Source organism: Paraburkholderia sp. SIMBA_027, assembly GCF_046535315.1.
GTDB lineage: Bacteria > Pseudomonadota > Gammaproteobacteria > Burkholderiales > Burkholderiaceae > Paraburkholderia > Paraburkholderia tropica.
The window spans coordinates 32649-46727 of the sequence record NZ_JAWRWY010000015.1 but is presented as its reverse complement, the minus strand read 5'-3'; the positions used below and the strand labels follow the sequence as shown (position 1 = coordinate 46727).

The 14079-nt window shown below is 65.9% G+C and carries 9 protein-coding genes; 3 read left to right on the top strand and 6 right to left on the bottom strand.

From position 1 onward, the window contains the following. The first annotated feature begins 55 nt into the window (after positions 1–55). The 3 genes from SB764_RS26725 to SB764_RS26715 all read left to right on the top strand — a co-directional run bounded on the left by SB764_RS26725 (position 56) and on the right by SB764_RS26715 (position 6886). Positions 56–3526, top strand: coding sequence for an ATP-binding protein (locus SB764_RS26725; protein WP_065060961.1), 3471 nt, complete (start codon positions 56–58; stop codon positions 3524–3526). Between the two features lie 67 nt (positions 3527–3593). Further along, the gene (locus tag SB764_RS26720; RefSeq protein WP_237181752.1) at positions 3594–4526 is read left to right on the top strand and encodes a response regulator transcription factor; all 933 of its coding nucleotides are present in this window, start codon (positions 3594–3596) and stop codon (positions 4524–4526) included. 197 nt (positions 4527–4723) lie between these two features. Beyond that, positions 4724–6886 (top strand): TonB-dependent siderophore receptor, encoded by a 2163-nt coding sequence (locus SB764_RS26715; RefSeq protein WP_410865589.1) that lies wholly within the window; start codon positions 4724–4726, stop codon positions 6884–6886. An 87-nt stretch (positions 6887–6973) separates the two neighbouring features. Here SB764_RS26715 and SB764_RS26710 read toward each other — a convergent pair whose 3' ends face one another. The 6 genes from SB764_RS26710 to SB764_RS26685 form a co-directional block, all read right to left on the bottom strand. Continuing rightward, entirely contained in the window at positions 6974–7189 is a 216-nt protein-coding gene (locus tag SB764_RS26710; protein ID WP_065060963.1) for a DUF3820 family protein, read from the bottom strand. Positions 7190–7258: 69 nt separating this feature from the next. Continuing rightward, positions 7259–9067, bottom strand: coding sequence for a methyl-accepting chemotaxis protein (locus SB764_RS26705; protein ID WP_410865587.1), 1809 nt, complete (start codon positions 9065–9067; stop codon positions 7259–7261). A gap of 210 nt (positions 9068–9277) precedes the next feature. After that, positions 9278–10180 carry an alpha/beta hydrolase gene (locus SB764_RS26700; RefSeq protein ID WP_410865585.1) on the bottom strand — a complete coding sequence of 301 codons (903 nt, stop codon included), beginning with the start codon at positions 10178–10180 and terminating at the stop codon, positions 9278–9280. A 78-nt stretch (positions 10181–10258) separates the two neighbouring features. After that, positions 10259–11062, bottom strand: coding sequence for an AraC family transcriptional regulator (locus SB764_RS26695; RefSeq protein ID WP_234774684.1), 804 nt, complete (start codon positions 11060–11062; stop codon positions 10259–10261). 135 nt (positions 11063–11197) lie between these two features. Beyond that, entirely contained in the window at positions 11198–12346 is a 1149-nt protein-coding gene (locus SB764_RS26690; protein ID WP_410865583.1) for a porin, read from the bottom strand. Positions 12347–12468: 122 nt separating this feature from the next. Then, positions 12469–13974, bottom strand: a complete 1506-nt coding sequence (locus SB764_RS26685; protein ID WP_343664497.1) for an amino acid permease — start codon at positions 13972–13974, stop codon at positions 12469–12471. Positions 13975–14079 lie beyond the last annotated feature (105 nt).

Genomic DNA, 14079 nt, shown 5'->3' with positions numbered 1-14079 from the left:
GATCCCGCGCGCCGCCGCGGTTTCCGCCGCTTTCGCACCAATCCGGAACATCGTCATGTCCCAGAGTCACCCGTCACTGGGCGCGCCCAGCACGCAACGCATCGTCAAGGTGCGCCGCGACTACAACGCCTGGGTCGGCGACGAAACCCTCGAGGACTACGCGCTGCGCTTCACGCCGCGTTCGTTCCGGCGCTGGTCGGAGCTGCGCGTGGCCAACACCGCAATCGGCGCGGTGTCGTTTCTGGTGCTGGAGGCGATCGGCGGCAGTCTCGTGGTCAACTACGGCTTCACCAACGCGTTCTGGGCCATCGCCGCGGTCTCCGTGCTGATCTGGCTGACGAGCCTGCCCATCAGCTATTACGCCGCGCGCTACGGCGTGGACATGGACCTGCTCACGCGCGGCGCAGGCTTCGGCTATATCGGCTCGACGGTCACCTCGCTGCTTTACGCGGTGTTCACGTTTATTTTTTTCGCGCTCGAAGCGGCCATCATGTCGCTCGCGCTCCAGCTTTATTTCCACATATCGCTGGCGATTGCCTACGTGGTGAGTTCGCTCGTGGTGATCCCGATCGTCATGTTCGGCATCACGCTGATCAACCGCCTGCAAAGCTGGACGCAGCCGCTCTGGCTCGTGCTGTTCGTGCTGCCCTACGCCGCCGTGCTCTGGCATCACCCCGATCTGCTCGCGCAATGGACCACCTTCGCGGGCTTCGCGCCGCAGGGCCGCGCGTTCAGTCTGATCGCGTTCGGTCAGGCGTCGACGGTCGTGTTCGCGCTGATCGTGCAGGTCGGCGAGCAAGTGGACTATCTGCGCTTTCTGCCGCCGCTGACCGCGAAAAACCGCACGCGCTGGTGGCTCGCACTGCTCTCGGCGGGACCGGGCTGGATCGTGCCGGGCGCGCTCAAGATGCTCGGCGGCGCGTTTCTCGCCTTCGTCGCGCTGCAGTACGAAGTCGATGCGAGCCACGCGGCGCAGCCCACGCAGATGTATCTCGTCGCCTATCACCTGCTGCTCGATCCGTTCGGGCTCGCGAGCTGGGCGCTGCCCGCGATGACGCTATTCGTGATCGTCTCGCAGTTGAAGATCAACGTGACCAATGCGTATGCGGGCTCGCTCGCGTGGTCGAATTTTTTCGCGCGGCTCACGCACAGTCATCCGGGCCGCGTGGTGTGGCTTGTGTTCAACGTGATGATCGCGTTGCTGCTCGTGGAAATGGGTGTGTTCGACGCGATCGGCAAGGTGCTCTCGCTCTACGCGAACATCGCGATTGCGTGGGTCGGCGCGCTGTTCGCCGATCTCGTCATCAACAAGCCGCTCGGTTATAGCCCGCGCCATATCGAGTTCAAGCGCGCGCATCTCTACGATGTGAATCCCGTGGGCGTGGGCGCGATGCTGATCGCGGCCGCCGTCGCGATGCTCGCGCACAGCGGCCTGTTCGGCGTGCTCGCCAAGGCGATGTCGTCGTTCATCGCGTTCGGCGTGGCGTTCGCCTGCGCGCCCGTGCTCGCGGTGATCACGGGCGGACGCTACTACATCGCGCGCGCGGCGCAGCCGACCGGCGACGCCACCTCGCTGCGCTGCGCGATCTGCGAAAACAGCTTCGAGCCCGACGACACGGCGTACTGCCCCGCCTACGGCGGCACGATCTGCTCGCTGTGCTGCTCGCTCGATTCGCGCTGCCACGACCGCTGCAAACCGCACGCGCGCTTCGCCTCGCAGGCCGACCGCGCGCTGCATCGCGTGCTGCCCGGCGCGCGGCTCGGTCCCGCCGCGCTGCGTCTGATTCATTACGCGAGCCTCGTATTCGCGATGCTCGCCGTGCTCGGCAGCGTGCTCTATCTGATCTGGTCGCAGAGCGCGACTTCAGTGGCCGCAGCCGATTCGATCGTCGGCCCTGCCATCGGCCACGCGATTGCGAGCAGCTTTCTGAAGATCTTTCTCGCGCTCTCGCTGGTCGGCTGCATCGCCGCGTGGTGGTTCGTGCTGGAGCGCGAAAGCCGGCGCGTCACGCAGGAAGAATCGCAGCGGCAAAACGAATTGCTGATGCTCGAAATCGACGCGCACCAGAAAACCGACGCGGCGCTCAAGCGCGCGACCGCCGCGGCCGAATCGGCGAACCAGGCGAAAAGCCGCTACGTGTCCGGCCTGAGCCACGAATTGCGCACGCCGCTCAACAGCATTCTCGGTTACGCGCAATTGCTGTTACAGGCGAAAGACGAACTCACGCCCACGCGCTACAACGCGGTGCGTACGATCCATCGCAGCGGCGAGCATCTGCTTGCGCTCGTCGACGGTTTGCTCGACGTCGCGCGCATCGAAGCGGGCAAGCTGCAACTGAATATCGCCAAGGTCTCGCTCGCGGATTTCGTCGCGCACGTGACGTCAATGCTGCGTCCGCAGGCGCTCGAAAAAGCGCTTGCCTTCGACGTGCAGACGGTCGGACGCCTGCCCGCCACCGTGCGCACCGACCAGAAATGCGTCGGCCAGATCCTCACCAATCTGATCGGCAACGCGATTCGCTTTACGTCGAGCGGCACGGTCACGCTGCGCGTGAGCCACGTGCTCGACACGCTCAAATTCGAAGTCGCCGATACCGGCCCCGGCATTCCGCCCGCCGAAATGGAGCGCCTGTTTTTACCGTTCGAGCGCGGCGTGGCGGCGCACGCGCACGATCACGGCGCGGGCCTCGGCCTCACGATCTGCCGCTTGCTCACGCAGGCGCTCGGCGGCAGTCTCGAAGTGGACAGCGAAGTCGGGCGCGGCACGCGCTTCGTGGTGCGCCTGTTCGCGCCCGCCGTCGACAGCGCCGCTGCCACGCATACCGAACTCGCGTCGATACGCGGCTACACGGGCGCGCGCCGCGCGATTCTCGTGGTCGACGATCTCGACGATCAGCGCGGCATCGTCGTGCAGTTGCTCACGCCGCTCGGCTTCGACGTCGCCGAAGCGGCCAGCGGCACCGACGCGCTGCGCTGGCTCGCCACGCATACGGTGGACGCGATCATCATGGATATTTCGATGCCGCTGATGGACGGCTACGAAACCAGCCGGCTGATCTCGGAGAACCAGCTCTCGAACGCGCCCATCGTGCTGCTCTCGGCCAACGCGTTCGCCGACGACCGCGAGCGCGCGAGCGCGACCGGTTGCGCGGGTTATCTGGTGAAGCCCTTGCAGGTGAATCTGCTGCTCGACAAGCTCGCGCAATTGCTCGCGTTCGAGTGGATCGCGTCCGAGACGAGCGCGCCCGCGCTGCCGGACGCGACTGCGGCCGACCACGCGAAGCCCGCATTGTCGACTTCGGACGCGCCGCCCGCGCCTGCCGCGTGGCCGCCCGAACTCATCGACCATCTGCATGCGCATCTTGAAGTCGGCTATGTGCAGGGCGTGGTCGAACAGCTCAATGCCGCGCACGCGACCTGGCCCGCGTTGCAGGATCAGATCGACGTGCTGCGCGCATTGGCCGAACGTTTTCAGTTAAGGGAACTCGAGCATGAACTCGACCGACTTGCGCGCGGCGCCACTTGACGCGCACGCCGCGCTGGCGCCAACGCCACGCACGGACGACGCGGCCGTCTGGCTGCGCGACCGCCCGGTGGTGCTGATCGTCGACGATACGCCGGACAACCTCGCGTTTCTCTCCGATACGCTGCAGGCGCACGGCTATGCGGTGCTGGTCGCGCTCTCGGGCGAGGACGCCCTCAAGCGTCTCGCGCGCGTGACGCCCGACGTGGTGTTGCTCGACGCGATGATGCCTGGCATGGACGGCTTCGAAACCTGTCGCCGCATGAAGCAGGACGCGCGGCACGAGCATCTGCCCGTGATCTTCATGACGGCGTTGACCGAGACCGAGCACGTGGTGCGCGGCTTTCGCGTGGGCGGCATCGATTACGTGACCAAGCCGGTGCGGCCCGAGGAGTTGTGCGCGCGCATCGGCGCGCATGTGCAGCGTTCGCGCGCGCAGCTTTACGCGCAGGCGGCGCTGTCGCTCGACGCGCGCGCGGCGTTGATCGTCGGCGCGGACGGCACGATCCGCTGGCAGAGTCCGCAGGCCGCGCATCAGATCGCGGCCTACGACACCGGTCGCACGGATACAGCCACCATCCGCGATGCCGACGATGGCGACGATGCGCAGCCGAAGCTGCCGCCGTCGCTGCGCACCTGGTTCGTCGACTGGCTCGCGCGCGGCGCGCAAAGCGACGCCGTCCACGAATTCACCTCGGGCCACGTGCGGCGCTCGGCCAGCGCGACGCCCGCACCGGAACCGGGCGAGTGGATCGTCATCCTCAAGGAAACCGACGACACCGTGCATCGCAATGCGCTCGCCGAGCGCTTCGGTCTGACCGCGCGCGAAGCCGAAGTGCTGCTCTGGGTCTCGCGCGGCAAGACCAACCGCGATATCGGCGACATCCTCGGCATGGCGGCGCGCACGGTGAACAAGCATCTCGAACATCTGTTCCGCAAGCTGCATGTCGAGACGCGCGCGGCGGCGGCGGGCGTGGCGATCAAGACGCTCGATCGCGCCTGAGATCCGCGTAAAACGGAACCTTTTGGTACCGTTTTGTGTGCATTCTCGTTAGCACCGCGAAGCCGGTTCGTCAGCCGAATGCAACCCTGTCGTAAATATTTGCACCGATACAACACGCATTGATTGTAGGTAATTACCCGTAGTAGGATGCGCAACTCAATTAATAATGATTCGCATTTAGCTTGGGGTTCTTTTCAATGCGTCACCGCCAGATCTACGCTGCACTGCTGCTCGCCTTCTCCGCCACCCCAACGCTCGTGCTCGCGCAAGCCGCTTCCGCCGATGCCGCCAGCGCTGCATCAGAAAGCCCGCAGAAAGCTGGCGCGGATGCGCCCGCAAGCTCCGCCGGCAACGGCGAATTGCCCACGGTCAAGATCAGCGCGAGCGGCGCGCCGCGCGCGGCCTTCGACATGCCCGCCGCCGCGCAGGTGACGAAGTCGTCGGTGCCCTTGAAGGAAACGCCGCAGTCGATCAGCGTGGTGACGCGCGATCTGATGGACGCGCAGCAGGTCCAGACGCTCAACGACGCGCTGCACGACGTACCCGGCGTGATCTCGGGCACCTATGGCCGGCGCGGCTGGGACGACTTCATCATTCGCGGCCAGACCGCGTCGGATTCGGTCTACCTCGACGGCCTGCGCGCCGCCATCAACAACCGTTTCGCCGAAGAGACCTTCGGCCTGCAGCAGATCGAAGTGCTCAAGGGTCCGGCCACGCTGCTCTCGGGCCTCGTGCTGCCCGGCGGCATGGTCAACGAAGTCAGCAAGCGCCCGGTGGACTACACCTTCGCCGAGGTGGACGCCACCGTCGGCAGCCACGGCTACTACCAGGGCAGCGTCGACATGGGCACGCCGCTCTCGGAGAACGGCAAGGCCGCGTTCCGCATCAACGCGCTGGCGATGAATTCGAACGACGCCACCGATTACGTCTGGTCGCGCAATCGCTACATCGCGCCGTCGCTGTCGCTCGATCTCGGTCCACGCACGGAATTCACGATCCTGACCAGCTATCAGGAACGCAATTACATCCGCCAGCAAGGCCTGCCGTGGTCGGGCTCGGTGCTCGCGAACAAGAACGGCAGCCTCTCGCGCAGCACCTTCACGGGCGAGCCCGACCAGCAGCCGTACTCGGGTCACGAGGCGCGCGTGGGCTACAGCTTCGCCCATCACTTCGATTCGGGCTGGACCGTCAACCAGAACTTCCGCTGGCAGCAGTTCTCGCTCGGCGGCCAGCTGGTGGCCAACGGCAAGGTCGCCTCGAACGGCTATACGCTGAGCCGCACGGCCACCGATTCGCAATGGTCCGGCGACACGATCTCGCTCGACAACAACGCGCAAAAGACCTTCGATACCGCGCTCGGCCGCCACGAAGTGACCTTCGGCATCGACTACATGCGCGGTCGCGAAGACGCCGCCTCGACCACCTGCACGGTCGGTTCCATCAACATGTACGACCCGGCTTACACGGGCACGATCACCTGCCCGTCCACGCCGAAGACGCATACGTACACCACGATCCGCGATCTCGGCTTCTACGCGCGCGACCAGATCGCGCTCGGCCAGCGCTGGCGCGTGCTCGCGGGCGTGCGTTACGACAACGCGTCGAGCGACGTGCTCAACGAACTCAAGGACACGCGCAGCGGCAATCCGTCGAGCGCGACCACGGGCTCGGTCGCGCTGATGTACGAACTGCTGCCGGGCGTGCGTCCGTACGTGAGCTACGCGACTTCGTTCTATCCGAACAGCGGCGCGGACGTGAACGGCAGCGCGTTCGATCCGGAAACGGGCAAGCAGTGGGAAGCGGGCGTGAAGTTCGACATCGAAAAAGGCCGCACGAGCGTGACGGTCGCGGCGTTCGATCTGCGCCGCCGCAACGTGCTCGAAGACGATCCGAACAACGACGGCTACAGCATCGCCGTGGGCGAGGAGCATTCGCGCGGCTTCGAATTCAGCTTCAACACCGCGCCGACCAATCACCTGAGCGTGACGGGCGGCTATGCGTACACCTCGGCCGTGATCGCCGACGACGGCGGCCAGACGCCTTCGACCGACGGCACGCGCATCAACAACGTGCCGCGTCACAGCTTCAACGTGTTCGCGCGCTACAAGCTGCCGGGCGAGCTGTATCGCTGGGAAATCAACGGCGGCGTGCGCGGCCAGAGCAGTATGTACGCGTACGGCTACACGATTCCGGGCTTCGTGGTCAGCGACGTGGGCGTGGGCTATAGCGCGCCGCGCTGGCACGCGGCGCTGCGTCTGAGCAACATCTTCAACCGGCATTACTACACGGGCGGCTTGAGCAATGCCGTGGCGCTCGGCGACGACCGCGCGGTGATGCTCACGCTCGGGTATCGCTATTGAGCGAAGACTGAAGGAAGTGAGGCGGCTGCGCGCGGAGGTTGTGCGCAGCCGTGAAAGGCCATCAGGAGGACGGTAAAGAGCGCAGCGTCAGCCGCGTTTGCGCAGCGGATCGAGCAGGCTGCGCAGACCGTTGTGGTCCATTTCCTGCATCAACGCAAGCAGACGGCCGATCTCGCCAGGCGGAAAGCCTTCGCGGGCGAACCAGTTCAGATAGTGCCCCGGCAGGTCGGCGATGAGCCGACCTTTGTATTTGCCGAACGGCATGGCGAGGGTGACGAGGCGTTCGAGGTCTTCGACTTTCATGAGAAGCGGCGGAAAAGCAGGCAAGCGGGTGAACGCATGATACCCGCCCTGCTCCGCCGCTTCACGTCATCAGAACGTTTCCCAGTCGTTGCTGTCGTCCTTCGCGACGACAACCGCTTCGCGCACAGGCGCGCGCGGCTCGGTTCGCGCCTCGGTTCGCGGCTCTGCTCGGGCCTCGATCTGCTTCGGCTTCGGCGCGGGCTTCGCGCTGGCCGCGCTGCCCGCACGCTTCATGCTGGCCTGGCTCGCCGGCTTCGACGCCAGCACGGGACGGCGCAGCGGCTCGACGCCCGCCGACATCGCGCCAGAACCGCCCGCGAGGTGGAACACCGACACCGCCTCGCGCAGACGCTGCGCCTGATCCTCAAGTGACTTCGCCGCCGCCGCCGCTTCCTCGACGAGCGCCGCGTTCTGCTGCGTAACGTTGTCCATCTGCACGACGGCCTGATTGACTTCCTCGATGCCGGTGCTCTGCTCCTCGGCGGCCGCCGCGATTTCGCCGACGATGCCCGACACCTGGCGGATCGAGTCCTTGATTTGCGACATCGACGCGCTGACCTGCGAAGCCTGATGCGCGCCGCCTTCGATCGTCGCCACCGACGCACCGATCAACTCCTTGATCTCCTTCGCCGCCGCCGCCGAGCGCTGCGCGAGCGAACGCACTTCGCTCGCCACCACCGCGAAGCCGCGGCCCTGTTCGCCCGCGCGCGCCGCTTCCACGGCCGCGTTGAGCGCGAGAATGTTGGTCTGGAACGCGATGCCTTCGATGATCGTGGTGATCTCCGAAATCTTGCTGGAGCTTTCGCTGATCTGCGACATGGTCGCGACCATCTCCTCGACGGTCGACGCGCCGCCGTCCACGACCTGCGTCGCGTTGCTCGTCAGCTCGCTCGCGTGGCGCGCGTTGTCGGCGCTCTGGCGCACGGTCGTCGTAATCTGCGTCATGCTCGACGCGGTCTCTTCGAGCGACGCGGCCTGCTGCTCCGTGCGCGCCGAAAGATCGGTATTGCCCGCCGCGATTTCGATCGACGCCGACTTCACGCTCTCGGTCGCGTCGCGAATGCCGCGCACGGTGCCTTCGAGCTGGTCGCGCATCTCGCGCAGCGAAAAGATCAGGCTCGACGTGTCGTCGCCCTGCACCTCGACGCGTTGATCGAGACGGCCTTGCGCGATGTTGCGAGCGATTTCCTGCGCGTAAGCCGGCTCGCCGCCGAGCTGGTTCAGAATGCTGCGCCGGATGAGAATCGAGAGCCCGATCGAGATCACCAGACCGGCAAGCGCGAGCGCCAGCAAAGTGCCGCGCCCCGCGTCATAGGTCGAATGCGCCGACGCGGCGGCGCGCTTGTTCTTGTCGACTTCGTAGTCGCGGAAACGGCCGATCGCATCGGTCCACGATTGCAGCGCGGGCGACGTCTGCTGGTTGAGCATGTCGGCGGCCGTGGCGTCGCCCTTCATGCCAAGCGCCGCGTTGTTCATCACGAGCGGTTCGGCGGCCTGCGCGAGCTGGTTGATCTGATTGAGGAGTTCGCGCTCCTGGTCGTCGGTGTCGTCGCTTTGCTGGAGCAAGGCCGAGACCTGCGTGATGGCGTCGTGATAGCTCGCGAGTTTTTCGTCGACGCTGCGCTTTTGCGCTTCCATGCCGGCGGTGTCGTGCGTGACGATCAGGCGTTGCATCGCGAGCGACGCGCCCTGCGCCTTGCCGAGCGCGCGGCCGACGAGGCCGATCTTGGCCGAGCCCGAGTCGAGCCCCGAGGCGATCACGGTGTTGAGCGAATGCAGGACGACGAGCGACGCCCCGACGACGATGGCGAACAGCACCAGCAGGACGCCGAAAGCGACTGAGAGGCGCGTCCCTACGTTGAATCGCGAAAGCTGCATGAGAGACAATCCCCGAAAATGAAAAAAGGTGTCTCTTCCGTTTGCTGTCGCCCCTAAAGACCAAGGGTTGTTGTGATGGCCGGCGCCGCCGCCCAGCTTGCCGTTCTGGCGCAATCGATGTTGGAGGTGTGTGCTTTGCGCCGCGACAGTCGCTCTATCGGCAAGTCTGAGCCAAACTTTAGACGAATACCTCGAATGGCGGCGCAGGCTTTATTCCACGGGCCACAGATGGCGCGCGAACCACTGCGCCGCGCGTTGGCTCGTGGTGTCGAAATGCTCGACGTAGGGCGTGAAATGGCCGCCGGCGATCATCTCCAGCTGCTTGGGCTGGAGCGCGTCTTCGTAGGCGCGCAGGCAGAGGTCGGTGGCGGTCAGCGTGTCGGCGTCGGCGACGATCATCAGCAGCGGCGTCGGGCTGATGCGCGCGATGTACACGCCCGGTTCGTTTTCGCGCGAGCGTTCGGCGCTGCGCAAGGTCACTTCGTTGCGCCAGGCCGGCGCGAAGGCCGCCGTTGCCGCGAAGAACGCGTGGCTGTCCGCGCCCGCCATCGCGCAAGGTTCGGCGGGATCGGCGCTGGTGGCGGGCAGCATCGCCGGTGCGCCGCCCGCGAAACGCTGGGCGCGGTCCGCTTCGAAGCGCGCCAGCAGCGCGGGCACCTGATCCGCGCGCGTGCGCCGCAACGCCGACTGATAGCCGCTGATTTGCGGCACCTGCGAGACCACGCACTTCACGCGACGGTCGATCGCGGCGACTTCGAGCACGTGACCGCCGCTGAAGCTCGATCCCCAGATGCCGATGCGCGACGCGTGCACGTCGGCGCGCGTCTGCACGTAGCTGATCGCGTCGCGATAGCCGCGCTTCTGCGACACCGGATCGACTTCCTGGCGCGGCAGACCTTCGCTTGCGCCGAAATTGCGATGATCGTAGACGAGCACGGCGAATCCCGCCGCGGCGAACACCTCGGCGTAACGGTCGAGATATTGCTCCTTGACCGCCGAAAAGCCGTGCGCCATCACGATGGCCGGATGCGGTCCCGTTTGCGCCGACGGCAAGTAAAACCAGCCGCGCAGGCGCGCGCCTTCCGAATCGAACTCCACGTTTTCACGTTGCATCGCGTATTCCTCCTGAGTTGAGCGTTTCAGGACGATACGCAGACGCGGCACGCGCTGCGTCGCGCGGCCGGACATCCGCTACGCCGGATCGGACAGCTTGCAATCCGCCGCATTGAAATACGCGCTCGGCGTCGCGCCCGTCACGCGGCGGAACATGGCCGCGAACGCGCCCGGCGTGTCGTAACCGAGCGCGGCGCTCACGTCGGCGACCGGCATGCCGCTCGCGAGCAGCGGCAGCGCGTGCTGCACGCGCACGAGCTGACGCCAGTGCACGAACGACAGCCCGGTTTCGGCGATAAAGAGCCGCGCGAGCGTGCGCGTGGATGCACCCGCCTCAGCGGCCCAGGCGTCGAGCGTGCGCGGATCGCCGGGCGCGCGGAGAATCGCGCCGCAGATGTGCTTGAGCCGGCGGTCGCCGCCCGCGGGCATACGCAGCGGATGGCCGGGCACCCAGTCGATTTCGGCGAGCAGATGCGCGATGACCAGCGCGTCGCGGCCCGTGGGTTCGTCGTCGACGGGAATCGATGCCGCGCGCACGATCAATTCGCGCAGCAACGGCGTGACGTTGACGGCGTGCGGCGTCGACGGAAAACCCGGCGGGCAATGTCCGTCGCGGATATACGGGCTGCGCAGCGAGACCGCGCCGCGCGCGCGCATGGCGTGCGGCGTGTCGGCGGGCATCCAGAGCGCGCGTTGCGGCGGCACGAGCCAGAGCGTGTGCGCGACCGTCACTTCGAGCACGCCGCGCGTCGCGTAGATCAGTTGCGCGCGTGCGTGACGATGCTCGCCGACCTCGAAGCCGTCCGCGTATTCCTTCGCGAGCACCGAAGCGGGACCGGGCGCGCGCTGATAATCGGCGGGATTCGTGCTCCGCGCGGGCAAGTTTGAAGAGGGCGACGAAGACGGCGCGTTGCGTGAACGGCCTGACGAAGCGGCGGACGGCATGGGCGCGGACGAGCGGTGCAAAGGCCAGCAGTATAGTGCGGCCCCGGCGAGCGCGCCCGCGCCCGCGCGGCTTTAGAACTTGTGCAGCAGGCCCACGCGCCAGACCATCTGGTTGCCGCTCGACGACAGATCGGCGGACCCGACGATATGCGCCGCGTCCAGATCCGTTCCCGTGCTGCCGTTGGTGTGCTGCCACGCGCCCTGCGTGTACACCGAGGTGCGCTTGCTCAGGCTGTAGCTGAGCGCGAGCGCGCATTGCAGCCAGTACGGGCTGGTGCTCGCCTGCGCCTCCTTGAACGAGCCGTGCGTGTACGTAAGCGCGCCCGCCAGCGAGAGATCGGGCTGAATGAAGTACTGGCCGTTCAGTTCGAAGTTATCGAATTTCCACGACTTCCAGGCATTGCCGCCGATGTCGCTCACATAGGCGTTCGCGGTCGGATCATCGACATCGACGTGCGAATACGCGAAGCCCACGTTCGAGCCGTCGGAGAAGGTCCACTTGACGCCCGCGTTGATATTCTGCTGCGACGACGCCGTGAACACCGCGTCGCTGCCCAGCGCGCCGTTCGCCGTTGTGCCGCCATTGTTCGTGCGCATATAGGCCGCGGCCGCGCTCAGCGAACCGGCGGACCACGTCACGCCCGCGCTGTAGTTGCGGTTGTCGGCGAAGCCCGTCGAATTGCTGAAGCCGTAGACCGCTTCGACCTGCGCGCCGCCGAAAACCGGCGACAGATACTTGACCGCGTTGTTCACGCGCGTGTCGTAGTCGGCGTTGTCGTTGTCGAACGGGTGCGCGGCGAGATCGCCGATCGTGCTGCCCGCCGCCGTGAACGGGCTCCACAGATCGACGGTGGCGTCGTACTGGCGGCCAAGCGTGAGCGTGCCCGCCTGTTGCGAGGCGAGGCCCACGAAAGCCTGACGACCGAACAGGCGGCCGCCCTGATTCGCCGCGCCGGTGGACGCATTGAAGCCGTTTTCGAGTGTGAAGATCGCGCTCAGTCCGCCGCCCAGATCCTCGACGCCCTTGAGGCCCCACATCGACTCCTGGCTGTCGCCGCTGACCATCGCGAAGGCATGATGGCCCGCCGCATTGGAGGTGAAGTTCACGCCTTCGTCGATGGCGCCGTACAGCGTCACGCCGCTCTGCGCATGCGCCGCCGTAGCGCCGAGCAAGACCGTAGCGAGAATGGCGCTCGCGCGCGCTATGGTGTGTTTTTTCATGAGAGGTGGCTTTGTCGTTATCAACATCTATTTGGATGACTAATTATTTGAAGGCGAAGAGCGAATTTCTTGCAGCGCGGCGCGGCCCGAGTCAGATCCGGCCGCCGCCCCTCATTACCTCGTCAGAAAGTCGTGACGACTTCCGGCGTCGTGCTCGCGCTGCGCACGTCGGGCGGACCGGCAAAGCGGTTGCGCACACCCAGACCGAACCACAGCAGCGTCATCACGCCGATCAATCCGAGGCTGACGTAAAGCACTTTCTCGTTCGGCGGCTGGCAACCCACGTACACCAGCACGGAGCCGCCCAGCACGGCCAGCAGCGCCACCGGCTTCGACCACTTGCCCAGATTGAACGGGCCTTTGCGCGTCCACGTGCGACCTTCGGCGTTCAGGCCCGCCGCGATCGGCATGACATAGGAGACGTACAGGAAGACGGCGCTGCCCGTCGAGAGCACGGCGAAGGCGTCGCCGTAAAGCGTCACCGCGATGGCGAGCGCAGAGCACACCCAGATGGCCGCGCCCGGCGTGCCGTAGTCATTCACCTTCTTGAGCCACGCCGACGCCGGCAAGCCGCCGTCACGCGCGAACGCATAGGTCATGCGCGAGCACGACGTCAGGCAGGCCAGCCCGCACAGATAATTCGCGAGGAAAATGCCCACGCCCAGCGGCACGCTCAGCCAGCCCGGCAAGGTGCCCAGCAGGATCGTGAAAAAGCCGCTGCCCGCCTTCACGCCGCCTTCGAGGTCGGGCAGCACGAGCAGGAAGGTGCAGACCATCACATAGCCGAACAGGCTCGACCACAGCACCGCTCGCAGCATGCCGCGCGGCACGTTGCGCGGCGCGTCGTGGGTTTCCTCCGAGGTGTGCGCGGACGCATCGAAACCCACGATCGTGTAGATCGTCAGCAGCAGGCCCGAGAGAAACGCCGCCACCGCGCCTTGATGCGGCCACGCGCCGCCCTCGAATCCCGTGAAGTTGCGGAACGTGACGAGGCGCGAGAAGTCCAGCGGCCCGTGCGCCGACACCAGCAGAGCGAGCGTGAGCACCACGGCAATCGCGAGGATCAGATAACCCGAGAGGTCCGTGAGACGCGTGGTCAGATGCACGCGATAGTGATTGAGCAGCGCCTGCGTCGTCGTCACGATCACGATGAACCCGGTTTGATGCGCGAACGTGAGCTTGTCCGGATCGATATGGAACAGTGGCGCGATAAAGGTCTTGAAGAACGGATCGTAGACGCCGAAGTTCACCGAGGCGACCACGAAGATCAGCCCCAGCAGATTGAACCAGGCCGTGGCCCAGCCCCAGCCCTTGTTGCCGAGAATCGAACTCCAGTGATAGAGCCCGCCCGCCGTGGGATACGCCGAGGCGATCTGCGCCATCGAGAGCGCCACCACCAGCGCGAACAGCGCGCCGACCGGCCAGCCGATGCCGATAGATGCGCCGCCGCCCGCGCTCAGTCCCTGCGGAAACGCCGTAATGCCGCCCGCGAGAATGCAGATAATCGCGAAAGAAATGGCGAAATTCGAAAAACCGCTCATGCGCCGCATGAGTTCCTGCGTATAGCCCATGCTGCCGAGAATGCTGGCGTCGTGATCCGCCGCATCCGTCTTCGGGGTGGGTTCCATCCTGATCTCCTGGTCGGGTCGGCCCGCGTGCGCCTGGCGCGCGCGCCGGTTTGCCTGCGTTGCCGGTGTGTTGTCGTGCGTGTTTTAGTTAGCGATGCTTATTTT